We start from the raw sequence: 23,483 nt of genomic DNA on the forward strand, positions 1-23,483 counted from the left end.
TTTTTCGCCGCCGTTTCCTCCGCCTTCACCTCCGCCGCCGGCGAAAGCCGCTAGCATCCCTGCCGGACATCCACGGAGACGAGGCCATGAAAGCCGCTTCGCTGCTGTTGCCCCTGCTGCTGGCCGCGTGCGCCTCGGCCCCCTCGGCCCGCGCCGACGATCCGTCCGCCGCCGCCGTCGACGCGCAGCTGCCGCGCTACCACTGGCGGCTCGACCAGGCGACGGGCCAGGACGGCAAGCGCATCGAGGCGCTGTTCGCGCGGCCGGACAAGCCGCTGCAGCTGGACTTCGCCAACGGCCACGTGCACGTGAGCAACGCATGCAACGCGATCGGCGGCAGCTACCGGCTGGAGAACGGCCACCTGCACGTCGACGCGCTGATGCACACCATGATGGCCTGCATGAACGCCTCGCTGAACGCGCTGGACCACGAGATCTCGCGCACGCTCGCCGGCACCCCGGCGGTCCGCCTGGAGAACGCCGCCGGCACGCCGCACCTGTTCCTCGTCACCGCCGGCGGCGACACCCTGGACTTCGCCGGCGTGCCCACGCCGGAGACGCGCTACGGCGGCCCCGGCCAGACGCTGTTCCTGGAGATCGCCGCCGACACGCAGCCCTGCCCGCACCCGCTGGTGCCCGGCAAGCAGTGCCTGATGGCGCGCGAGCGGCACTACGACGCGCAGGGCCTGGCCACCGGCGCGCCCGGGCCGTGGCAGCCGCTGTACCAGGACATCGAGGGCTACACGCACGAGCCGGGCGTGCGCAACGTGCTGCGGGTGAAGCGCTACGCCGTCGCGCACCCGGCCGCCGACGCGCCGGCGGTCGCCTACGTGCTCGACATGGTGGTGGAGTCGGAACAGGTGCGGCGTTGAGGGCCTGAAGGTCCGATGCCACCGCGATGACCGCTTGCCGCCGCCGGCCCGCTAGGCCCCCACGCGCCGCCGCACCGCCTCGAAGTCGCGCACCGGCCGCACCTCGATGCTGCCGGTGCGCGTCCAGGGGAATTCCGCCGCCATGCGCAGCGCCTCCTCCATGCTGTCGGCCTCGATCAGGTTGAAGCCGGCGAGGTATTCCTTGGTCTCGGCGAAGGGGCCGTCCACCACCAGCGTGCGCCCGTCGCGCACCCGCACCGTCCTGGCCGCGGCCGGCTCGTGCAGCTGCTGGCTGTCCAGCAGCCGGCCCTCGGCGCGCAGCTCGTCGGCGTGGGCGATGCAGTCGCGCATGCGCGCGTCGAACTCGCCCGCCGGCAGCGCGTCCAGCAGGGCGTCGTCGCTATAGATCATCAGGAGGAATTTCATGGCGCCTCGGCGGGTCGTGGCTTGGAGCCGGGGGGATGCGCGGCGCCCAAGCATCCCCCGCCACGCCACCCGATGCAACCCGCGCCGGCCGCCGCTCGTCGCCACGGCCGCGGCCGCGCGGCAGTGGCGCCGCGCGGCCGCGCTTCCCGCACCATCATCATCGAGCCCGCCGCGATCGGCACCGTGGGAGCGCCGGCCACAGGGGGTTGGAGCGCAACGCATTACGGCAGGGCGTCCATGTGCCGCCCACGGTGCCGATCGCGGCGGGCTCGAATCCGCTTTTTACGGCCGGGCGTGCGCCACGCCCGACAATTCCACCCGCCGGTTGGGCGCCAGGCAGGCGATCAGCGCGGCGCGCGCCGCGTCGTGGCACTGCACCACCGGGTCGGCCTCGCCGCGGCCCTCCACCTGGATCGACGCCGCCGGCACGCCGTTGGCCGCCAGATAGTCGCGCACCGCCTCCGCGCGCCGCCTCGACAGGACCAGGTTGTAGGCGTCGCGGCCGATGCGGTCGGTATAGCCGACCACCCGGATGTCCTCGACCTGGCTGGCCGCGCGCAGCCGCTGCAGCAGGTCGTCCAGCCGGCGGCGGCCCTGCCCGGTCAGCGCGGCGCTGTCGAACGCGAACAGGGCGTCGGAGGACAGGCGGATCGGCTCGGCCGGCAGCGGCGCCGGCGGCGGAGGCGCCGCCGCGGCCGGCGCCGGCGGCTCCAGCAGCGCCTTGCACGCCTCCGGCTTCCAGTAGTAGGCCGCGGCGGTGTGGTCCTTGCCGAACGCGACCTGGAACTGGCAGCGGATGAAGTCGCCGCTGCCGTCCGCCTTGCGGAAGTCGAACACGTAGTTCCAGCGGCGCACGCCGAACACGCCCTCGTTGAAGTGCGGCGCGCCCAGCAGCGCATACAGCTGCGGCTTGGTCAGGCCCGGCGCGAGCTTGCGCAGGTTCTCCACGTTCACGAAGCTGCCTTCCGGCATCGTCGCGCGCGCGGGGTCCGGAAACTCCACCGCGCCCGCGCCGGCGTCGGCCCGGCGGTTGCCGCTGCAGCCGGCGGCCGCGGCCAGCGCCGTGCCGGCCAGCAGCAGCCCGGCGTTCCTGCATGCCGTGCGTATTCCCATGATCGCTCCCCCTCGCTGGTCGTCCATGGCCGTTACCACTGCATCCCTGCGCCGATCGACACGCCGGTGTCGCCGCGCGAGTCGGTCGAGCCGGTGAGCTTGTAGACCCAGCGGCCGCCCTCGGAGACGGTCGAGATGCCGATCGCCAGGCTCGACTCGCCGCGGAAGGTGCCGGCGGCCACCGCCGCCATGCTGCGGCCCGGCTCGTAGGCCTGCGGCAGGCCCGCCATCGCCATCGCCGCCGCCACCCCGGCGTCGGCGCGGTGGCCGATGTGGTCGATGCGGTTGTTGAGGTCGCCCAGCCGCTGGTCGGTGTAGGCGTTGGCCCAGTTCACCGCGTCCTGCATGCCCGCGTGCAGCTGGCCCACGTTCACCGCATCGGTGTCCGCGGTGCCGGCGGTCACGTTGTGGATGGTGGTGGTGGTCACCGCCTCGGGACGCAGCCCGCCGCCGTTGCCGCCGCCCAGGGTCACGCTGGTGTAGTCGGTGCTGCCGTCGGCCTTGGTGTCGTAGCGGATCGCGCCCTTCTGCGAGGCATCGACCGTGGACTTGAGCTGGCTCACGTTGACCGCATCGGTGTCGGCGCTGCCCGCGGCCACGTTGGTGATCTGCCGCTCGTGGCCCGCGCTGCCCACCGACACGCTGTCGGCGCGGTCGGCCACCGAGCCGGCGCCGATCGCCACCGCGTTGTCGGCGCTGGCGTCCGCGCCGTTGCCCAGCGCCACGCTGCCGTTGCCGCTGGCGCTGGCCACCGGGCCGACCGCCACGCTGTCCGTGCCGGTGGCATTGGCGGCGCCCAGCGTGGAATTCACGCTCAGGTACTTCGAACCGCCGTCGCCGCCGCCGTTGCCGAGGTTGGCGATCTGCTGGTACAGGCTGTAGTTGCTGTAGGCGTTGCCGGCGTCCTGGGTCCAGTGCCACAGCTGCGCGCCGTTCACCGCCTCGGTGCTGCCGGCCGCCTCCAGGCCCGCGGCGAGGTTGCCGATCGCCACCGGCGCGCCGCCGCCGCTGCCGACCAGGGTGATGCGGTCGGTGGCGTTGCCCGCCTCGTCGGCGTCGTACTTCACCGCCAGCCGGTCGGTGCTGCTGACGTGCTCGTCCACCGCCTTCAGCTGGGCGACGTTCACCGCATCGTCGTCCTCGCTGCCCGCGGCCACGCCGGTGACCTGGCGGCCGCCCACGTTGACCTCGCCCGCCGAATCCTGCGGCGCGGCCAGGCCGTAGGCCGCATAGGCCGCCTGCGCGCCGCGGCTGGCCGTCGCGCCGGCGCCCAGCGCGACGCTGTTGGCCGCGTCGGCCGCGGCGCCCGCGCCCAGCGCCAGCGAACCGTCCGCCGCGGCGCTGGCGCCGTTGCCCACCGCCACGCTGCCGGCGCCGGCGGCCACGGCCTGCGGGCCGGCCGCCACGCTGTCGCTGCCGGTGGCGCTGGCGTCGGCCAGCGCGGAATTGGCGTGGAAGTACTTGATGCCGCCGCCGTTGTCGATGTTGTCGATGCGGCTGTTGAGGTTGGTCACCGAACCGTTCACCGCGCCGAAGGCGTCGCTGACGCTGTGGTAGTCGCTGGTGCTGGTGCTGCCGTCGGAAGCCACCGAGGTGATGCTGAAGGTCGGCGCCGTCCAGGTGTTGGTGACCGGATCGAAGCTGGTGGTGCCGCCCAGGTACTGCGCCAGGGTCGCGTTGGTGGCGAACAGCTGCGCGCCGTTCACCGCGTCGGCGCTGGTGGCCGACAGTACGCCGGCCGCCACGTTGTGCAGCGCCACCGGCGCGGTCGCGCCCGCGCCGCCCAGCGTCACGCTGTCATGCGCGGGGTCGTCGTACTGCACCGCGTTGAGCGCGGTGCCGGCGACGGTGTCGAGCTGGCTGCGGTTCACCGCGTCGTTCGGCGCGGTGCCGTCGGCCACGTTGGCGATACGCTGCGGCGCACCGCCGTGGCTGGCGTCGTAGGTCCCCAGCGTCGCGTTCCACAGCAGGGCGTTGGCCTGCAGGTTGGTGATGGTCGTGCTGTTGTTGGTCACCTGCTGGTTGGTGGCGAACAGCTGCGCGCCGTTCACCGCATCGGTGCTGTCGGCCGCCAGCGCGCCCGGCGCCACGTTGTGCACCGCCACCGGCGCGGTCGCGCCCGCGCCGCCCAGCGTCACGCTCGAATGCGCGGGGTCGTCGTACTGCACCGCGTTGAGCGCGGTGCCGGCGACCGTATCGAGCTGGCTGCGGTTCACCGCGTCGTTCGGCGCGGTGCCGTCGGCCACATTGGCGATGCGCTGCGGCGAGCCGCCGTGGCTGGCGTCGTAGGTCCCCAGCGTCGCGTTCCACAGCAGGGCGTTGGCCTGCAGGTTGTTGATGGTCGTGTTGTTGTTGGTCACCTGCTGGTTGGTGGCGAACAGCTGCGCGCCGTTCACCGCATCGGTGCTGTCGGCCGCCAGCGCGCCCGGCGCGACGTTGTGCAGCGCCACCGGCGCGGTCGCGCCCGCGCCGCCCAGCGTCACCGCGCTGTGCGCCGCGTCGTCGTACTGCACGGCGTTGCCGGCCATGCCGGCCACGCCCTGCAACTGCGCCACGTTGACCGCGTCGGTCAGGTCGCTGCCGGGGGCCACGTGGGTGATCTGCCGCTCCTGGCCCGCCGCGCCGATCGACACCTCGCCCGCCGAATTCTGCGGCGTGGCCAGGCCGTAGGCCGCGTAGTTCGTCTGCGCGCCGCGGCTGGCCGAGGACTTGTAGCCCAGCGCCACGCTGTTGGCCACGCTGGCGGTGGCCTCGGCGCCCACGATGGTCTGCGCGTTGGCGGTGCCCGAGGCGTCGTCGCCGATCACCACCGAGTGGCCCAGCCGCGCCTCGTAGTCGGCGGTGGGCACGCCGCTGGGGTTGTTTTGGTCATTGGCACCGTCACCGGGGAACGCGGTGCCGGCGTCCACCGCGGGCAGCGTGTGGCTCGCGTTGGTGCCGATCACCACTTCCTTGGAGCCGTTGGCCGAGGCGCCGTCGCCCACCAGCACCTGGTAGTCCTGGGCGGCGTTGACCGCCCAGCAGGACTCGGTGACCACGCCCAGCACGTTGAGGCAGGTGGAGGCCCAGGCCGGCGCGCTGTTCGGCAGCACCACACCCAGCAGGCCGCCGGCGGCGCCGTTGTTGATGTTGGTGATGTAGTTGTCGGAGGTGACGCCGCCGATCAGGGTAAGGTGCGAATTGGTGCCGGTGCCGCCGAGCACGGTGCCATCCGTGGTGGTGAGCACGGTGCCCACCGGCGTGAGGTTCAGCGCCGGTATGCCAAGTACGCTTACGGTGGAGTAGCCCTGCGTGAAGTTGGCATTGTTGACGCGCAGGCTGCCGTTGCTGACATAGCCGCTGGAATTGCTGAACAGGCTGTTCTCGGTGGTGCCCAGCAGCTGCGTGACGGTGCCCACCACGCCGCCGTTGCCGACGATCAGGCCGGTGGGCTGCGCCGAGGGCGGCGGCACCGGCGGCACGGCCGCGGGCGTCGCTGCGCCAACCAGCCCGCCGAGCGCGCCCGTCACGCCGGAGACCGTGCCGCCGACCACGCCGCCCAGCGAGGACAGGCTGCCGCCGACCAGCGGCAGCGGGCTCGCCGGGCTGCCGGCGGTGGTGTCGTTGTCGGCCACCGCGTCGGCCTGCGGCGCGTCGTCGCCGTCATGGCGGCGGCGGCGGTCGGCGGCGACCTCGGCGTCCACCGCGAGGGCGCCGGTCGCATCGTCGTCCGCGTCGTCCCGGGCGGCCGCTTTCACGCCGGCATCGAGCGCGACCCCGGCGACCGGCGGCAACGACGCGACCGCGGAGGCGCCGGCGGCCAGGCCGTGCTCGCGGTCGGCCGCGACGTCCACCGCGCCGGCGACGCGGCTGGTGCCCGCTGGGGTCGGCGCGGCCACCGCCACGCCGGCGGCCGCCTGCAGGCCCTCGCCGCCCTGCGCGGCAGCGGCGGACGGATGCCGCGGCTGCACGGCCAGATGGACGTCCAGCCGTCCATCCTGCAGCTTCGCGCCCGCGCCGGCCTGCGCCAGCGGCGTCGCGACCGCCGCATCCGCCCGGACCTCGGGCAGCGTGGACGCCACGCCATGCGCCGCCTGGCCCGCGGTACCCGCGAGCCCGCCCGAGGTGGCGCCCTGCACCAGCCCCGAAACGAGCTGCCCGACGCCGGAGGCGACGCCTTGCGCCACCGGCGCCGCGCCGCCCACGACCTTCTCCGGCACCGTGGCCACCGCGCCCACGACCTGACCCGCGCCGCCCGGCAGCGGCAGCGCCTGCGCCGCGTCGCCGACCTTCGAAACGGACGCGTCCACGGCGTGCGTCGCCGCGCCGACGATGGCGCCCGTGCCGCCGACAACACCCGCGAGTCCGGACACCACTTGCCGCACGTCCCTCACCGCGGTGTGCACGGTCGGCCCGACCTGGCCGACCACCTGGTGCGGCACGGTACGCACGACGTCGAGCACCGGCCCGGTGCCGGCGACGCCGCCAGGCAGGGGCAGCACCTTCGCGACGCCGCCCTGCACCCGGGTCACCGTGGTGGCGACCGCGCCGGTCACGCCATCCACCACCCGGACCAGGCCGCCCGTGGCGGCCGCTGGCGCGGCCTGGGCCGTGGACGGCGCGGTGCCGTCGTAGCGCGCCATCAGCGTCTGCAGCTCGTCGAGCTTGCGGTCGCCCGTGGACTGCGCCTGCGCCGCGAGGGCAAAGGCGAAGCCGCCGGCAGCCAGCAGGCCCAGCCATGCCGCGCGCGCCGGCCGGCCGCGCCGGCTCGAGGGCGATGCGCCGGGCCGCGCCGCCGAGGACGAAAGCTCGGAAGCGACCACCAGGGCGTTGCGGGACTTGCTCCACACCAGACGATAGATACGGTTCATGAGACCCCCTCGAGCCCGTCCGGCCAAGCGACGGCGGACGTATCCGGCTCATCGTTCGAGAAGCTCCGCGGCGCATGTCCGGCACGCCGGGAGGTGCAGTGGGGGCCATTAGATGCGGCGCGAAACGGCCGCGATGAACCGAACCGGCAAGGCCATGCGCGTATCCGGCACGCCATGGAGCGAATACGGCAAGTGCATGCGCAAATGCGGCAAGGTTGCCCAGGCGGCATCGGTGGGAGGCCCCCCTGGCAACCTGCCGGCGATCCGGAGAACCGCTGCGGCGGCCGTCTGCGGCTGCGAAGGTTTGCGGCGCGATCGTGGCGGCAGACCGCTCCCCCGGCGGCGGTTCCGGACGCGGGCGGACCCGGCCGGGGCGCCGGCACGCCCTGCGAAAACGGGCTCAGCCGCGCTCGGAGACGCGGGCCAGCGGCGGCGGCTCCGCCGGCTCGATCGGCGGCGCCCGCATCAGCGTGTCGCGCGGCGATTCGCCGAACACCCGGCGGTAGTGGTCCGCGAAGCGCGAGAGGTCCCACAGCCCGCAGCTCAGCGCCACCGACTTCACCGAGCGGCGGCTGGCGTCGGACAGCGACAGGCTGCGGCAGGCAGTGCACAACCGCAGCATCGACAGGTAGCGGTTGGGCGAGATGCCCAGCAGGTCGTCGAAGGCGTAGCGCAGCGCCCGCTCGCTCACTCCGGCGGCGTTGCACATCTCGGTGAGGTAGATGTCGTGGCGCATGTTGGCGCGCATGAACTGCTCGGCGCGCTGCACGATCAGGTAGTGCGCGCGGCGGCCGCGCGAGCACTGCGGCCGGTCCTCCGCGGGCGCGCCCAGGCCGGCCGCGAGATGGCTTTCGAGCAGCGCGTCGACGTCCACCATGGCCGGCGCGGGGCGGTCCGCCACGCCATGGGCGGCGCCGAGGTCCTCGCGGATGCGCTCGTAGCGCGAGCGCAATTCCTGCGCCTGCCGCGTGGCGCAGAGGCTGAACAGCGAGAGCAGTCGCGCCGGCAGCTCCGCCTGCAGCGGCTGCAGCTGGGCGTACTTCCTTTGCAGGCGGTCCAGCGGCACCAGCATGACGCTGACCACGCTGCCGGCACGCAGCAGGAATTCGCTGATGCCTTCCGGCAGCACGGTGAAGGCCATGCCGGGCTGCAGCGGCGTGCCGTGGCACCAGCTGCCTTCCTCGGTGTGGTGGATGTAGCCCAGCAGGCACCAGTCGGGCGGCAGCACGAAGCGTCCGCGGAACGGGAAATCCACTTCCGCGCTGCAGAGGACGGCCTCGTTGAGCACGTAGGAATCGACGGCGGCACTGGGCTTCCTCGCGCCGACCAGCACGATCTCCATTTCGCAGACCCTGAGCGCCCCGCCAAGGGAGATCAGGTCGCTCGACCGAAGCCTTCCATTGATCTCGAACGCCATCGCACGTCGAGCCCCCTCATACGACCAGCCCGCACCGCCGTTCCAAGCAGTGAAGATTCCCTGCTACTGCCGCTTCGATCCATTAGACCCAAGCGCCTCGCCAGCCAAATGCACGTTTTCGGCAAGCCGCTGGAGAAAGTTAGTCGTGAAAACGTGAAGCAGGCCGTGAAGATACCTTCACGGAAAAGTCCGTCGATTCTGCCGAATTTGTGTAACGGCCCAAGGTGGCGCCGTGGAAACTCCGCCCCATCGGCCGGATTCCGATGAGTTCAAGCCACAGGGGGCAGCATGGACGACGCAGCATGCGATCGCGGGTGCATCCACCGCCGCACACGGCGGCGGGCCGGCTTCGGCGCGTCGCCGGACGATGCGGCGCGCCCGCTGCGGCTTTCTCCGGCACGACCTTTTTCCATGGTGTTTCTCTGCGCGCCCCGGCTGACGCGCGGAGGGCGATTTCATGCCCGGCACGCGACAGAGCCGAGACCCGGCGCCCGCGGCCCGGCACCACGGATTCCGGGTGTCCTCCAGGCATCCGGCCTATCGGCAGAAAAGGTGGAGGAAGGAGACATGAATCAGTCCATTCGCAAATTTCTGGCTGAGGAAGACGGCATCACCGCCATGGAGTACGGCATTCTCGCGGCGCTGGTCGCGGTGGTGCTGGTCGCTGTCATCGGTACGGACGCAAGCGGCACCTTCGGCCAGATCCTGACCGCCCTTTTCAACAAGGTGAAAACAGCGGTGGGCGCCTAGGCAGTCGCGCTCCGCGCGCGGCCGTCTGCCAAGGCCGCAGGCAGGTCTGTCGCGCGCAAACGAAGGACATGCGAGCCCGATCGGGAGCCGCCGATGCGGCTTGCCCTCCAGCGGAGATCCGTCCGTGCCTGCGCCGTTGCCTGCCCTCGCCGCCGTCCTGAGCGTGCTGGTCGCCGCGAGCGACCTGCATGCCCGGCGCGTACCCAACCGCTGGCTGCTGGCCGCGCTGGCGGTGGGGGGCTGCCTCGCCTTCCTCGACTGGGCGGCAGGTCGGGCGGCCGCGCCGTGGCCGCAGTTGCTGGGCCTGCTGGCGGGCCTGGCCGTCCTGCTGCCCTTCCACCTGATCGGCTGGATGGGCGCGGGCGACGTGAAGTTCTTCGCCACGCTGGGTTTCCTGCTCGGCGCGCCGGCGCTGCTGCCGGTCGGCATCGTCGGCAGCCTGCTGGGTGGCGTGCATGCCCTCGCCGTGCTGCTGGCACGGCGCTGGTGCATGCTGGCGCTGCCGGGCCGGACGCGGGTGCAGGCCTGGCTCGCGCCCCCGGCGGCCGCCGCCTCGCCGGCGGCGCGGCGGCGGGCGCAGCCCGGCCTGCCCTACGCCGCGTACCTGGCGGTGGGCGCGCTGCTGGTGGTGTTCGTGCCCGGCCTGGCGCAAGGAGGCCTGCCATGAGGCAGGCCATGCAGCCGCGCGTTGCATCGTTGCCAGCCATGCGCCGCCAGCGCGGCGTCGCCGCCATCGAGTTCGCGCTGGTGTTCCTCTTCGGCATGCTGCCGCTGCTGCTGCTCACCTTTTCCGGCGTGCTGATCTTCGCCGCCAAGCAGTCGCTGACGCTGGCCGCCGCCGAGGGCGCGCGCGCCGCGCTGCGCTACGGCACGGCGGAGCAGCGCCGCGGCTATGCCTGCGCGGCGGCGCAGCGCTCGATGCAGTGGCTGCTCGACTTCTCCGGCGAGACCGCCGGCTGCGACGCGCCGGCCACGCCCGGCACGAGCTACGCGCCGGTCGCCGTCTCCACCGCCGCGTCCTGTCCGAGCGTTCCCGCTGCGCAATGCCTGACCGTGGTGGCGTCCTACGACTACGACGCGCATCCGCTGCTGCCCGGCACCGGCGCGGCCTACGGCTGGCTGCTGGGTTCTGCGATCGCCAGCAGCGCCACCGTGCAGCTCGACCCGCAGACCGACTGACCGGAGACCGCAGATGCACAAGCTCGCCCGCATCGCCGCCCTGCTGCTGGTCGTCGTCGCGGTGGTGCTCGCCCTGGTGGCGCTCAACCTCGGCAAGCGCGACGGCGCGCGCGAGGCGACGACCGCCGCGGCCGCACCCGCCGCACGCGCGCCGTCCTCGGGCGACACGCGGCCGGCGGTGGTGGCGGCCGCCGTCGCGCTGCCGGCGGGCCAGCCCATCGCGGCCGGCGCGCTGCGCCTGGTCCGCCTCGCGCAGGCGCCCGCCGGCAGCTTCGCCAGCGTGGATGTGGTGGCCGGCAGCCTGCCGCGGGTGGACATCCCCGCGGGCACGGCCATCACGCCCGAGCTGCTGGCGCACGGCGTGGCGGTCCGGCTGCGGCCCGGCGAGCGCGCGCTCGCGGTGGCGGTGGACGAACTGGCCGGCGCCGGCAACCGCATCGCGCCGGGCGATTACGTTGACGTCTTCCTCAGCCTCAAGGCCGCGCCGCCGGGCAGCCCGCGCGGGACGGCCACGGACGACCAGGCGCGCCTGCTGCTGTCGCGGCTGCGCGTGCTCGCCTACGGCGACCAGGACCTGCCCGCCGCGGCCACCAGCGCCGCGCCCGCCGCCGACGGCAAGTCCGTCGCGCTCGCGCGCACCGACAACCCGCCGCCGCACACCGCGGTGCTGGCGGTGCCGGTGGCGGAGGTGGGCAAGCTGCTGCTCGGCGCGCAGAACGGCCGCCTCGCGCTCGCCCTGCGCCATCCCGCCGACCCCGGCCGTCCCGACGATGCGCTGTTTCCGGCGCCGCGCGCCGCGCTGGCGCCGCTGGCCGGGCTCGATCCGGCGCAGCGCGCCCGGCTCGCCCTGCCGGAGAACCGCGCCTTCGCCGGCATCGACGGCGCCGGCCTGGCCGGCGCGGCGGGCGTGCCGCAGCCCGCGGCGCGCCCGCGCAAGGGCGCCGGCACGGCCGGCCTGGAAATCATCCGCGGTACCGCGCGCGGCGACGCGTATTCCGCGCGCCCGCCCTCCCCATGAAGCGACGGAGCCCCTTCATGCCCTTCACCGCAAGGCACGCCCTCCGCCGATGCGCCTTACTGGCCGGCGCCTGGCTGCTCGCGGCAAGCGCGGCGGGCGCGCCGCGCACCGCCGACGCCGAGCTGGTGCTGCAGGCGCACGAGCAGCGGCCGTGGTCGCTGCCCGCGGACCTGGAGCGCGTGGCCATCGCCGATCCGGCGGTGGCCGACCTGGTGATGCTCAAGGGCCGGCGCCGCCAGGCCCTGCTGGTGGGCCGGCAGCCGGGCCAGACCGTGCTGCTGCTGTGGCACCGCGGCCAGGAGCTGCCGCAGCGCCTGGCCGTGCGCGTGCGCGGCGCCGCGCAGGACGCGCTGGAGCAGGACAGCGGCGCCACGGTGGCCGTGCAGGACGGCCAGGCGGTGCTCGCCGGCCAGCCGGCCACCCTGCTCGACCACCAGCGCGCGCTCGCCGCGGCGCAGAGCGCGGTGGGCGACAAGGGCACCGTCGCCGACGCCAGCACGGTCGCCGCCGGTGGCGTGGTGCAGGTGGACGTGAAGGTGGTCGAGCTGGACAAGAACGTGATGAACCAGCTCGGCATCAACTTCCAGGCCCGCAACAACGGCTTCAGCTGGGGCTTCGGCAGCCCGATGAACCAGGGCAGTGGCGACGACGGTTCGACCAGCGTGCTTTCCTCCGCCTTCAGCCTCGTGCTCGGCCACGCCAGCGGCGACGGCCACCACGCCTGGAACGCCGACCTCGACCTGCTCAAGAGCAACGGCATGGCCCGCGTGCTGGCCGAGCCCACGCTGGTGGCGCTGTCGGGCCAGAGCGCCAGCTTCCTCGCCGGCGGTGAGCTGCCGCTGCCCGAGCCGCAGGGGCTGGGCACCACCGCGATCGTGTACAAGCCCTTCGGCGTGGGCCTCACCGTGACGCCCACCGTGCTGGCGCCCGACCGTATCGCGCTGAAGGTGGCGCCGGAAGCCAGCGACCTGGACTACGCCAACGCGCTGTCCTTCAACGGCGTGTCCGTGCCGGCGATCAGCACGCGCCGCGCCGACACCACGGTGGAGCTGGGCGACGGCGAGACCTTCGTGATCGGCGGCCTGGTCAGCCAGTCGATCAGCTCGCAGGTGGACAAGATCCCGCTGCTGGGCGACATCCCGGTGCTGGGCGCGTTCTTCCGCGACCTGCGCTACAGTCGCCAGGACAAGGAGCTGGTGATCATGGTGACGCCGCACCTGGTGCGGCCGATCGCCCGCGGCACCACGCTGCCGCTGCCGGGGCAGCGCGAGACCCGGCAGCACGAGCCGGTCTGGGGGGCCTGGCTGGTCGATCCGGCCAGCGCGGACCAGTTGCCCGGCTTCTCGCGCTGAGGACGCATGGCATGCGCGCGACGGCTTCCATCGTTTCCATCGGCAAGCGGGAACTCGGCGTGGACCTGTGGTTCTACTCGCCGGACGAGCGGCGCGCCCAGTCGCTGGCCGTGCGGCTGCGCGAACTGGCCAAGGTGCACTGGAAGGACAGCCGCGCCTTCGATCCGCGGCCCTGGGCGCGCAAGCCGGAGGCCGGCCACGTGGTGCTGCTCGACTACGCCGCCGACGCCGCGCCGCTGTCCAGCGAGCTGGCCCCGCGGCTGATCGCGATGGCGCCCGGCGCGCCGCTGCTGGGCGTGGGCTCCACCCGCGCCGACCGCGCCGAATGCGTGCTGGCCGCACTGCGTGCGGGCGTGCACGACTTCATCGACCTGGACGCGTCGGACGAGGAGATCGGCCGGCTGCTGCGACGCGTGCTGCAGCGGCCGGCGGGCGCGGCGACGGTGCGCGCGGCGCGGCCGCGCGGCCAGCTGGTGCTGCTGCTCGGCGCACGGCCCGGCGTGGGCACGAGCACGCTGGCCGCCCATCTGGGCGCGCTGGCATCGCTGCCGCCGTCGCCCGCGCCGGCGCTCGATGAGGCGCGCACGCTGCTGCTGGACCTGGGCTACCCGGCCGGCGACGCGGCGCTGTACCTGGGCACCGCCGGCGACTTCCACTACGCCGACGCGCTGCGCAACGCCGCGCGCCTGGACGCCACCCTGGTCCGCACCGCGCTGCCGCACTACGAGAGCCGCCTGGCGGTGCTGGCGCAGGCGCCGGGCACCGCGGCACCCGCGGACGCGCCGGAGACGCCGGTGCTGATCGACTGCCTGCGCGACATCTTCGGGCTGCTGCTGTGCGACGCCGGCGGCACGCCCTGCCGGCAGCTGCCGCCGGACCTGCTGCGCGCCGCCAACGAGATCTGGCTGGTCACCGACCAGAACGTCGCCTCGGTGGTGGCGCTGGACGCCTGCCTGCGCGAACTCGAATCGCTGCATGCGCGCGATCCGCGGCTGGCCCTGGTGGTCAGCCACCACGATGCCGCCTGCGGCGTGGACGCCGGCCAGCTCGCCCAGCGCTTCTCGCTGCCGCTGCTGGCGAAGCTGCCCGAGCGCGCGCGGGCGCTGCGCGCCAGCGCCAACCAGGGCCAGCTGCTGCACCAGCATGCGCCGCGCGACCCCTACGTGCTGGCGCTGCAACCGCTGCTGGCGCGACTGCGCAACGAGCCGCCCGCCGCCAACGCCGCGTCCCGCTGGAAACAGCTCCTGATGCGCATCGGAGAACACCGATGGAAGACGCCATGAACCCCACCGGCACGCCCGTGCTACGCCGCGTCGACGACGCGCCGCGTCCCTCCGGCATGCCCTTCGAGCAGACCCAGCAGTTCCAGGACGTGTTCACGGCGGCACACGAGTTCCTGCTCAACCGCATCGAGGACCAGCGCCTGGACATCGCCTCCTGGGCGCAGGACACCGTGGTCAAGTACGTGGACGCGGAGACCGCCAGCTTCGTGCAGGAATGGCGCATCCCGATCAACGAGGCCGAGATGCGCCTGGTGTCCAGCGCACTGGTCAAGGAGCTGACCGGCTTCGGCCCGCTGGACGACCTGCTGCTCGACCCGGAGGTCGAGGACATCCTGATCAACGGCTACCAGGACGTGTACGTCTCCTGCGGCGGCGTGCTGGAGCGCGCCACCGTGCGCTTCTGCGACAACCACCACCTGCTGCGCATCGTGCGGCGCATCCTGGCGCCGCTGGGCCGGCGGCTGGACGAATCCAGCCCGATGGTGGACGCGCGCCTGCCCAACGGCGGGCGGCTCAACGCGATCATCGAGCCGCTGTCGGTGACCGGGCCGAGCGTGTCGATCCGCAAGTTCCGCAAGGACCCGTTCACCCCGGACGAGCTGCTGGCCCGGGGCACCTTCGACCGCGCCATCCACGCGCTGCTGAAGGCGGCGGTGCTCGGCCGCTGCAACATCATGATCTCGGGCGGCACCAGCTCGGGCAAGACCTCGCTGCTCAACGCGCTGGCCTGCTTCATCCCGCACAACGAGCGCGTCATCACCATCGAGGACACCGCCGAGCTCTCGCTCAACCACCCCCACGTGGTGCGCCTGGAGAGCCGCCTGGGCGGCTTCGACGGCGAAGGCTCGGTGAGCATCCGCGACCTGGTGCGCAACAGCCTGCGCATGCGCCCCGACCGCATCGTGGTCGGCGAGGTGCGCGGCGCCGAGGTGCTGGAGATGCTGCAGGCGATGAACACCGGCCACGACGGCTCGATGTCCACCATCCACGCCAACTCGCCGCGCGATGCGCTGTACCGGCTGGAGATGCTGGCCGGCTTCGCCGGCTTCCAGGGCAGCGAGAGCAGCCTGCGCCGGCAGATCGCCAGCGCGATCGACTTCATCGTGCAGATCGCGCGCCTGGGCAACGGACGGCGCGTGATCGCCTCGATCACCGAGGTCACCGGGGTGGGCGACAACATCATCACCACGCAGGAGATGTACCGGCACGAGGCCTACGTGGACGTCGACGGCAGGGAGCGCGACCGCTGGCCGGGGCTGGGCTTCCACCCGCACACGCACAAGCTGGAGCCGTTCCGCCAGTTCCTGCGCGAGGCCGGGAGCGCGCTGCCGTGACCCAGGCGCTGGCCCTGCTCAGCCTGGTGCTGCTCGCGCTGGCCGGTGCCGTCGAGCTGTGGTGGGGCAGCGCGGCGCGGCAGCAGGAGCGGCGCGCGCTGCACCGCCTGGAGGAGACCCTCGCGGTCACCGCGCCGTCGCCGCCCGCGGCGCAGGCGCAGGCGCGCCCGCGCGCGGCGCCGGCCTGGCCGCAGGAGCGGCTGCACCCGGACGCGCTGTACCTGCGCGCCGGCCTGCCCACCGGCTGGCGCACCACGGCGGCGCTGGCGCTGCCCGGCGCGGCCGCCGCGCTGCTGGGCGGGTGGCGCCTGGGCAGCGCATGGGCGGCGCCGCTGATGCTGGGCGCCTATGCCGCATTGCTGTGGCTGTGGCTGCGCCGGCGCATCGAGCGGCAGCGGCAGCAGCTGCTGCGCCAGCTGCCCGACTTCCTCGACGGCATGGTGCGCCTGTCCTCGATCGGCAACAGCCTGCCGATGGCCTTCCAGAGCATCGCCGCCGGTACCCGGCCGCCGCTGCGCGCCGTGCTCGACCGCACGCTGCAGTCGGCGCGCGCCGGGCTGGACCTGGACCGCGCCCTGCAGCTCGCCGCGCGCCCGTACCGCCTGCAGGAACTGGAACTGCTGCACGTGGTGCTCGGCACCGGCATGCGCATCGGCGGCCGCGCCGACCAGATCCTGCAGCGCATGAGCGACTTCATGCGTGACCTGGCGCACGCGCGCCAGGAGCTGCATGCGATCACCTCCGAGACGCGCCTGTCCGCCTGGGTGCTGGGCCTGCTGCCGGTACTGGTGACGATCCTGATGAGCCTGCTCAACCCCGCCTTCTTCCTGCCCATGTTCACCCAGCCGCTGGGGCACAAGCTGCTGCTGGCGGCGCTGGGGCTGGAGGTGCTGGGAGTGTTCCTGCTCTACCGCCTGGCGAGGTCGCTGTGAGCCGCGCGCCACGCCGCGGAGCGCTGCGATGAGCGCCCATGCGCTGTCCGTCGCGGCGTGGGTGCTGCTGGCGCTGGGGCTGGGGCTGCTGGCGCTGGACCTGGCGTGGCGCCGTCGCGGCGAACGGCAGGCGCGGGTGATCGAGCGCGCGCTGCAGCGCCAGCCGATCGCCGAGCCCGTCGCCGCGCAGGCGACGCGCACGCCGTGGCAGCGCGTGCTGGACGGCCTGGAGGCGCTCGGCCACCGCTTCGAGCGCGGCCGCCTGGGCGGTGCCCTGCTCGCCGCCGAGGACCGCCTGCTGCTGGAACGCACCCACCGCAACACGCCCGCCGGCCGCGCGATCTTCCTCGGCCTGCGCCTGGCGCTGGCGCTGCTGTTCCCGCTGCTGGCGCTGCCGTGGCTGCCGGCCGGCGGGGTGCGCGCGCTGGCGGTGCTGCTGGCCGCGCTGGCCGCCGGCGTGCTGCTGCCCAAGCTGGCGCTGGACGCCTGGGCCGACCGCCTGCGTCGCCGCGCCGAGGACGAGCTGCCGCTGCTGGTCGACCTGCTGCGCCTGCTGCAGGGGGTCGGCTTCAGCATGGACCAGAGCCTGCAGATGATCGCCGAGCGCTTCGAGGCGGTCTTGCCCGTGCTGGGCGGCGAGATCCGCGACGCCAACGCGGTCTACATGCGCGGGCGCCAGCGCGCGCAGTCGCTGCGGCGGCTGGCCGAGTCGTTCGGCAACGAGGACCTGCGCAGCCTGGTGCAGCTGGTCGTGCAGGTGCACGAGCACGGCGGCGCGGTGCAGGAGCCGCTGCGCCAGTTCGCCGAGCGGCTGCGCGAGCAGCGCAAGCTCAACCTCAAGGAAAAGACCGGCAAGCTCTCGGTGAAGATGACCGTGGTGATGATGCTCACCCTGCTGCCGGCATTGATGCTGGTGCTGGCCGGTCCCGCCGTGATCTCGCTGGCCGGCACCGTGACCCGGCTGGGAGGACATTGACCGTGCGCCCGCCCCTTCGCCCACGCCATCTTCTCGCGCGTGCCCTGCCGGCCGCGCTGCTCGCGGGCCTGCTCGCCGCCTGCGCCGGCCTCCCGCGCGGCGGCTACCCGCGCCACGACGCCGCGCCCAGCCTCGACCCGCCGCAGCCCGCCCGCGACGACGCGGCGATGTACCTGGACCTGATCCGCCAGATGCAGCGGCAGGGCGCGTACTACGCCTCGCTGGCGCACATCGACGCCTACCGCCAGCGCTACGGCGACCCGCCCGAGCTGCGTCGCCTGCAGGCCGACGCGCTGCGCGAGACGCGCCAGTACGACGCCGCGCGCGAGCTCTACCGCCGCCTGCTGGACACCTCCCAGGCCGCCGCGGCCTGGCACGGCCTGGGCCTGATCGACGCCGCGCAGCGCCGCTACGCCGAGGCCGAGCCGGCCCTGCTCAGGGCGACGCAGCTGGAACCGATCAACACCGCCTACCTGGGCGACCTGGGCTACGCGCGCCTGTGCGCCGGCCGCATCGCGGAGGCGCGCGAGCCGCTGGCCAAGGCTGCCGAGCTGGAGCCGGCCAGCGCCAAGGCCGTGTCCAACCTCGCGCTGTGGGCGCTGCTGGCCGACGCCCCGGCGCAGGCCGACGCCATCATGCAGCGCGCCGGGCTGCCGGCGGCGACGCGCGACGCCGTGCGCGAGCTCGCGGCGCAGCTGCGCCTGCCGCGCACCGCGCCCGCGCCGGGCGACGACGGCGCGGCGTACCCGCCGCGCGGCCCGCTCGCCCGCCTCGAACAGGCCGGCCATGCGACGACGGCGCCCGTCACCGGCGTGCCCGCGCCGCTGCTGGACCGCCTGGGCACGTCCGCTCCCAAGGAGGCCTCCCCATGAACCGCCATCCGTTGCGCCGCGCCCTCGTCGCGGCCGCCGTGCTGTCGTTGCCGCCCCTGGCCGCAACCGCGCAGCAGGCGCCGATCACCGGCCGCATGATGCAGGGCGCGCCGGCGCCGTCCGCCGCGCCCGCACCGGCGCCCGCCGCCGGCGACCGGACGGCTCCGGTCGAGTCGGCCGTTCCCGCCTCGCCGCCGGCGGCCGATGCGCCGGACGCGCTGTCCCCGGTCGTGCCGGCGGACGAGGAGAGCCGCGACGCGCTCGGCGCCGTCACCCGCCAGCTGCTGCGCCTGCAGGTGGACGGCACCCGCGCGGGCGGCCGCCTGCCGGTGCTCGGCGACGAGGCCAGCGCCAGTTATCGCCGCTACCTCCAGAGCTTCGAGCACCCGATCCCCGAGTTCTACGAAACCGCCGTGGGCAAGGCCAACGCCGGCGGACGCTGACGCCATGACCGCCGCCGCCCGCTCCCGTCACGTCGCCCGCGCGGTCACGCGCCGCGCCGTGCGCGGCTCGATGGCGGTGCCGATGCTGATCATGATGGTCGGCCTGCTGGGCATGCTCGGGCTGGTCGAGGTCGGCTACCTGTTCTGGGCCAAGCGCGAGGCGCAGAAGGTGGCCGACCTGGCGGCGCTGGCCGGCGCGCAGCAGTTGCAGACCTGCCCGGCCGGCAACGACGACAACGCCGCCGCGCGCGGCAGCGCCGCCGACAACCACTTCGGCGGCAGCCTGGCGATCGCCTGCGGCTACTGGGACCCCGCCAACGGCGGGGAGCAGCACTTCGCCGGCGCGGACGCCGCGCACCCGGCCAACGCGGTCCGCGTCCGCGCGTCGATGCCGCTGGTGCCGTTCTTCGGCTTCGCCAGCTTCAGCGGCGTCAGCGCCACCTCGGTGGCCGCCCATACCGATCCGGTCGCCGCCTTCTCGGTGGGCTCGCAGTTGCTCGAACTGCAGGACAGCGGCATGGTGCCCGGCATCCTCAAGCTGCTCGGCCTGGATGCCGGGGGCACCGCGCTGGTCGGCTACAACGGCCTGGCCAACCTGCACGTCACGCCGGCCGAGCTGCTCAAGGAGCTGGGCATCGACGTCAGCGCGGCCACCGACGTCGGCACGCTCAACAGCCTTCTCGCCGCGCGGCAGGTCAGCATCGACGACCTGCTCGACGCCATGATCCGCCTGGGCGAGCAGCAGCAGCTCGCCCAGGCCACCCTGGCCGCGCTGGACACGCTGAAGGTGCAGGCCCAGGCGCAGGGCGGCGCGCTGCTGCAGCTGGGCACCGCCGCCGACGGCGCGCACCGCGGGCTGTTCGCCCTGATCGACACCGCCAACGTGAAATCGGCGCTCGACGCGCAGGTGAGCGCGCTCGACCTGGTCAACGTCGCGCTGCAGGTCGCCAACAGCCACCACCTGGCGGACCTGCAGGTGCCGGTTCCCGGCGTCTCCGCCTGGGCGACGCTGATCGAGCCGCCCTCGATCGCCATCGGCGGCGTGGGCGCCACCGCCTACACCGCGCAGTTGCGCGTGCGCCTGGCCATCAGCACCTCCGCCATTCCCGCGCTGGGTCCGCTGCTGCAGGCGCTGGGCACGTCGGTCAACCTGCCGGTCGTGCTCGACGTCACCAACGGCAAGGGCACGCTGACCCGCCTGTGCGACGCCAGCGCGCAGGGCCGGACGGCCACCATCGCCACGCAGGCCTCGCTGCTCAACCTGTGCGTCGGCAAGTTCGACGACAAGGCCATCGCCTCGACCAGCCAGTCCTGCGACGTGGGCCTGCGGAACGAGAACCTGGTCACGGTGCTCGGCGTCCCCCTGATCACGAACCAGCTGCACCTCCAGGCCCTGACCGGCCAGGGCGACCTGACGCTGCATCCCGGCGAGACCGGCAGCATCCACATGGACCTCGACCTGGGCGACGCCGTGGCCGACCTGGCCAATGGCCTGCTGTCCCTGATCCTGGGCACCGCCACCAGCGGCAACGCGGGCAGCCCGAACGTCGCGCAGATGGCGGACGACCTGTGGAACAACGCCGGCCCGTACCCGGACACGCCCAACGGCCGCAAGCAACGCATGCAGTACATCCAGCAGGAGCTGGCCAAGCCGGTGTCGCCGCAGACCACCGCCCTGCTGCCGGGGCTGGCGAACCTGGTCGGCGGCCTGCTCGGCTCGGTCGGCGACCTGCTCGGCGGCGTGCTGGGCGCGGTGACCGGCGACCAGTGCACCACCACCCTGCTCGGCCTGCCGGGCGGCAGCGCGGACGGCTGCAAGGCGATCCTGCGCGACACGCTGGGCCACATCCAGGCCGCCGGCAGCGGCACGGCGCTCTCCAACGCCCTGCTCGCGCCGCTGGCCCAGGTGCTCGACCTGCTGCGCCCGGTGCTCAACGACGTCGGACAGCAGTTCCTGCAACCGCTGCTGGCCACCCTGCTGGGCGAGGAACCCGGCCGCACCGACGTCCACCTGCAATCCCTGCAATGCCACCGCGTCCAACTGGTCTATTGAGATGCCCCTGCCGCCACGCCGCCGACCCTTGACCCCCGCCCCGCTGCCTTTAGACTTCGGGCAGCTCGCTCCCGCCGCGGCCACGAAGGCCGCCGGCGCGCTCCACCACGATGGCAACGCAAAGGATTTCAGGGGGATGAACCGAATGACTCGCAGCGCGGGTGCGCGGCTTTGCGCGGTATCGATTCTGGCGGCCCTGGCGGTCACGTCCCTGGCGGCGTGCGCCGGCACGCCCGCGACGTTCGCGCCGGGCGTGGCCGGGGCCGCGACCGTGCCGCCCGCGACGTCCGCCGCCGCGCCGGCCGGCGCCGCCGCGGCCACCAGCACCGTGGACGACCTGCGCCGGCTGATCGACGGCCACCAGCTGACCGAGCTGCGCACCACCTACAACGCCACCTACGGCGCCAGCCTGCTGTTCTACGCCGACAAGCTCAGCTACTACGTGGCGCTGTTCCACGGCAAGGAGTTCTGGCGCGCGATCCAGACCGACTCCTACGACGAGGCCGAGGCGGTCTACCGCACCTTCGCCGAGCAGACGCAGAAGCTGGCGCAGGTGGACATCGACGCGATGCGGCTGGCCGCCGGCAAGCGCTACACCGAGCAGATGCTCGCGCTGAACCAGCAGCGCCTGCAGAACCTGCAGCAGGACGCGGAATACCAGCGCCGGCAGGCCCGCCAGGTGGCCGAGCAGCAGCAGCAGGCCCAGCAGCAGGCGGTGGCGCTCACCGCCGACCTGCGCAACACCAGCAGCCAGCTCGAGGCGCTCAAGCAGCGCATCCGCGAGCTGGAGTCGCAGCAGGCCGATCCCTCGCTGACGCTGCCGCCGCCGGGCGCGCCGGCCGCGCCCGCGCCGGCATCCTCGGCCCCGCCCGCGCCGTCGCCCTGAAGCGCCGGGGCGCCCGCCCCGGCCGCGCGCCGCGACACGCCGCTGCCGCGCAAGCGGGAGAAGCCTTCCGGTGCCCCGGACGATCCCTTGCGCGGAGGCGGCGCATCGCGCGCAACGGCAGCGGCGAGGCGAAAGGCCCGGCGTCTGACCGGCACGCTCAGCCGCCACGGCCCGCCTCGCTCTCGCCCGCCTCCGCGCCGGCGGCCGCCGCGTGCGGGCCCGGCCGGATCGGCGCGCCGCGCGCCCTCGCCACCGCCCGGGTCAGCTCCACGCCCAGCAGCAGGATCGGCGCGGTGTAGTAGGCCAGCAGCAGCACCACCGCGCTGCACGCCGGTCCGTAGGCGCCGCCGACGCTGCTGCGCGCCAGGTACACGCCCACCGCGAACTTGCCCACGGCGAACAGCAGCGCGGTCAGGCCCGCGCCCGCCAGCGCGTCGCGCCGGGCGATCACCGCATCGGGCAGCACCTTGAAGATCGCCGCGAACACCACGCCGAAGAGCAGCAGCGACGCCACCGCCTGCCAGGCCAGCGTGCCGCCGCGCACGAACACCGCGATCACTTCGCTGGCGGCGAAGGAGGCCACCAGCAGGAACGCCAGCGACAGCAGCATCCGTCGCTCTCGACGGATGGAGCGCCCATTGCTGGTTTGCCAGCAAATTAGCAAGATGCCCGGCATGGCCGACGCCGACCTCAAGCAGTTCAACGTGTACCTGCCGATCGGGCCGATCCGCGAGATCAAGCACCGCGCGATCGAGGCGGAGCTGTCGCTGTCGGCGCTGGTGGCCGAGGCGCTGCGCGCCTACCTGGGCAAGCCATCCTCCGGCCGGCGACCGGCCCGCAGGGAGAAGTGACATGAGGACCGAAGGCATTCCGGCGATCTTCCTGACCACCCACAACTGGGGCAAGTCGGCGAAGTTCTTCCAGGCACTGGGTTTCACGCTCGAGTTCGAAACCGATCATCATTCCGGCCAGCTGCGCAGCGGAGATGGCACGCCGCCGCTCATCGCCGAGGTGCCGCCGACCGAGCGGCCGGACATGCAGGTGGTACTCGCGTTCCCCGACGAGGCATCGTTCGTGCCGCGACCCGGCATCGAGGTGGCTTCGCCGTTCGAGGACGCGCACTGGGGCACGCGCGAGACGACCGTGCGCGATCCGGACGGGCGCCTCTGGCGCTTGCAGGCACCAGGCAAACCGAAGGCGTGAGCGCGACGATGGCCGCGTCGCCCGGCACCGGGCCGGACACCACCGCGGCGCGCACCGCGCTGTGGCGCGCGCTGCACGTGGCGGTCGATCCCCCGCCGCACGTGCTGGACGACAGCGTGGGCCTTGCACTGCTGGCGCCGGCCGACGACTGGCGCGCGCGTGGCGACATGGACCCGGATTCCACGCGGCCGTTCCGCGCCTCGATCGTGGCGCGCGCTACATCGAAGACCTCGTCGCCGAGGCCGTCGCCGCGGGCGTGGACCAGTACGTGCTGCTCGGCGCCGGGCTCGACAGCTGCGTGCAGCGCCGGCCGGACCTTGCATCGCGGCTGGCCGTGTTCGAGGTCGACCAGCCGCGCATGCAGGCGTGGAAGCGGCGGCGCCTGCTCGAACCCGGCCACGGCGTGCCACCGCAGCTGCGCTTCGTGCCGGTCGATCCCGAGGCGGGCGACACCTGGCGTGTCGCGCTCGATGCCGCCGGCTTCGACGCGCGCAAGCCGGCGGCCGTGGCGTCCACAGGCGTGA

At 73.8% G+C, this 23,483-nt stretch carries 21 protein-coding genes and 1 pseudogene; 17 read left to right on the plus strand and 5 right to left on the minus strand.

What is annotated here, in order from left to right; genetic code table 11:
- Positions 1-86: 86 nt before the first annotated feature.
- Positions 87-872, plus strand: coding sequence for an META and DUF4377 domain-containing protein (locus C7456_RS11850; protein WP_109723967.1), 786 nt, complete (start codon positions 87-89; stop codon positions 870-872).
- A 51-nt stretch (positions 873-923) separates the two neighbouring features.
- On the opposite strand, the gene C7456_RS11855 is transcribed toward C7456_RS11850, so the two are convergent.
- The 4 genes from C7456_RS11855 to C7456_RS11870 form a co-directional block, all read right to left on the minus strand.
- Positions 924-1,298 (minus strand): YciI family protein, encoded by a 375-nt coding sequence (locus C7456_RS11855; RefSeq protein WP_109723968.1) that lies wholly within the window; start codon positions 1,296-1,298, stop codon positions 924-926.
- A 282-nt stretch (positions 1,299-1,580) separates the two neighbouring features.
- Complete coding sequence (locus C7456_RS11860) at positions 1,581-2,411, minus strand: OmpA family protein (RefSeq protein WP_109723969.1); 831 nt, start codon at positions 2,409-2,411, stop codon at positions 1,581-1,583.
- Positions 2,412-2,443: 32 nt separating this feature from the next.
- Complete coding sequence (locus C7456_RS11865; RefSeq protein WP_109723970.1) at positions 2,444-7,261, minus strand: YadA-like family protein; 4,818 nt, start codon at positions 7,259-7,261, stop codon at positions 2,444-2,446.
- Positions 7,262-7,661: 400 nt separating this feature from the next.
- A complete protein-coding gene (locus tag C7456_RS11870) occupies positions 7,662-8,603 on the minus strand; it encodes an AraC family transcriptional regulator (protein ID WP_245889850.1) in 942 nt (313 codons plus the stop codon).
- A 642-nt stretch (positions 8,604-9,245) separates the two neighbouring features.
- Between C7456_RS11870 and C7456_RS11875 the strand changes: the two genes are divergently transcribed.
- From C7456_RS11875 to C7456_RS11935, 13 genes are all read left to right on the plus strand, one after another.
- On the plus strand, positions 9,246-9,428 hold the full coding sequence (locus C7456_RS11875) for a Flp family type IVb pilin (protein WP_109723972.1): 183 nt from the start codon (positions 9,246-9,248) through the stop codon (positions 9,426-9,428).
- 124 nt (positions 9,429-9,552) lie between these two features.
- The gene (locus C7456_RS11880; protein WP_211306318.1) at positions 9,553-10,095 is read left to right on the plus strand and encodes an A24 family peptidase; all 543 of its coding nucleotides are present in this window, start codon (positions 9,553-9,555) and stop codon (positions 10,093-10,095) included.
- A gap of 38 nt (positions 10,096-10,133) precedes the next feature.
- Complete coding sequence (locus tag C7456_RS11885; RefSeq protein WP_245889851.1) at positions 10,134-10,607, plus strand: TadE/TadG family type IV pilus assembly protein; 474 nt, start codon at positions 10,134-10,136, stop codon at positions 10,605-10,607.
- Between the two features lie 13 nt (positions 10,608-10,620).
- Complete coding sequence (cpaB, locus tag C7456_RS11890) at positions 10,621-11,625, plus strand: Flp pilus assembly protein CpaB (RefSeq protein ID WP_109723974.1); 1,005 nt, start codon at positions 10,621-10,623, stop codon at positions 11,623-11,625.
- 17 nt (positions 11,626-11,642) lie between these two features.
- A complete protein-coding gene (locus C7456_RS11895) occupies positions 11,643-12,977 on the plus strand; it encodes a type II and III secretion system protein family protein (RefSeq protein WP_109723975.1) in 1,335 nt (444 codons plus the stop codon).
- A gap of 11 nt (positions 12,978-12,988) precedes the next feature.
- Entirely contained in the window at positions 12,989-14,260 is a 1,272-nt protein-coding gene (locus C7456_RS11900) for a CpaE/TadZ family protein (protein ID WP_109723976.1), read from the plus strand.
- Entirely contained in the window at positions 14,245-15,594 is a 1,350-nt protein-coding gene (locus C7456_RS11905; RefSeq protein ID WP_109723977.1) for a TadA family conjugal transfer-associated ATPase, read from the plus strand. The genes C7456_RS11900 and C7456_RS11905 overlap by 16 nt, the downstream gene beginning before the upstream one ends.
- On the plus strand, positions 15,591-16,526 hold the full coding sequence (locus C7456_RS11910) for a type II secretion system F family protein (protein WP_109723978.1): 936 nt from the start codon (positions 15,591-15,593) through the stop codon (positions 16,524-16,526). The genes C7456_RS11905 and C7456_RS11910 overlap by 4 nt, the downstream gene beginning before the upstream one ends.
- A gap of 28 nt (positions 16,527-16,554) precedes the next feature.
- Positions 16,555-17,502: a type II secretion system F family protein gene (locus C7456_RS11915; RefSeq protein WP_109723979.1), complete on the plus strand. Its 948-nt coding sequence runs from the start codon at positions 16,555-16,557 to the stop codon at positions 17,500-17,502.
- A 2-nt stretch (positions 17,503-17,504) separates the two neighbouring features.
- Positions 17,505-18,374, plus strand: coding sequence for a tetratricopeptide repeat protein (locus tag C7456_RS11920; protein ID WP_109723980.1), 870 nt, complete (start codon positions 17,505-17,507; stop codon positions 18,372-18,374).
- Entirely contained in the window at positions 18,371-18,817 is a 447-nt protein-coding gene (locus C7456_RS11925) for a DUF3613 domain-containing protein (RefSeq protein WP_109723981.1), read from the plus strand. The genes C7456_RS11920 and C7456_RS11925 overlap by 4 nt, the downstream gene beginning before the upstream one ends.
- Positions 18,818-18,821: 4 nt before the next feature.
- The gene (locus C7456_RS11930; protein WP_109723982.1) at positions 18,822-20,870 is read left to right on the plus strand and encodes a TadG family pilus assembly protein; all 2,049 of its coding nucleotides are present in this window, start codon (positions 18,822-18,824) and stop codon (positions 20,868-20,870) included.
- 136 nt (positions 20,871-21,006) lie between these two features.
- Positions 21,007-21,756 (plus strand): DUF2968 domain-containing protein, encoded by a 750-nt coding sequence (locus C7456_RS11935; RefSeq protein WP_109723983.1) that lies wholly within the window; start codon positions 21,007-21,009, stop codon positions 21,754-21,756.
- Positions 21,757-21,913: 157 nt separating this feature from the next.
- Here the strand turns inward: C7456_RS11935 and C7456_RS11940 are convergent, their stop codons facing one another.
- Positions 21,914-22,432, minus strand: coding sequence for a YhjD/YihY/BrkB family envelope integrity protein (locus C7456_RS11940; protein WP_109723984.1), 519 nt, complete (start codon positions 22,430-22,432; stop codon positions 21,914-21,916).
- Here C7456_RS11940 and C7456_RS11945 point away from each other — a divergent pair.
- From C7456_RS11945 to C7456_RS17750, 3 genes and pseudogenes are all read left to right on the plus strand, one after another.
- On the plus strand, positions 22,431-22,607 hold the full coding sequence (locus C7456_RS11945) for a CopG family transcriptional regulator (RefSeq protein WP_109724075.1): 177 nt from the start codon (positions 22,431-22,433) through the stop codon (positions 22,605-22,607). The genes C7456_RS11940 and C7456_RS11945 overlap by 2 nt on opposite strands.
- A 1-nt stretch (position 22,608) precedes the next feature.
- Positions 22,609-22,959 carry a VOC family protein gene (locus tag C7456_RS11950; protein ID WP_109723985.1) on the plus strand — a complete coding sequence of 117 codons (351 nt, stop codon included), beginning with the start codon at positions 22,609-22,611 and terminating at the stop codon, positions 22,957-22,959.
- A gap of 61 nt (positions 22,960-23,020) precedes the next feature.
- Positions 23,021-23,476, plus strand: a pseudogene (locus tag C7456_RS17750) (class I SAM-dependent methyltransferase); the annotation flags it as partial.
- Positions 23,477-23,483 lie beyond the last annotated feature (7 nt).

Origin of the sequence: Fulvimonas soli (assembly GCF_003148905.1) — a bacterium.
GTDB classification, from domain to species: Bacteria; Pseudomonadota; Gammaproteobacteria; order Xanthomonadales; family Rhodanobacteraceae; genus Fulvimonas; species Fulvimonas soli.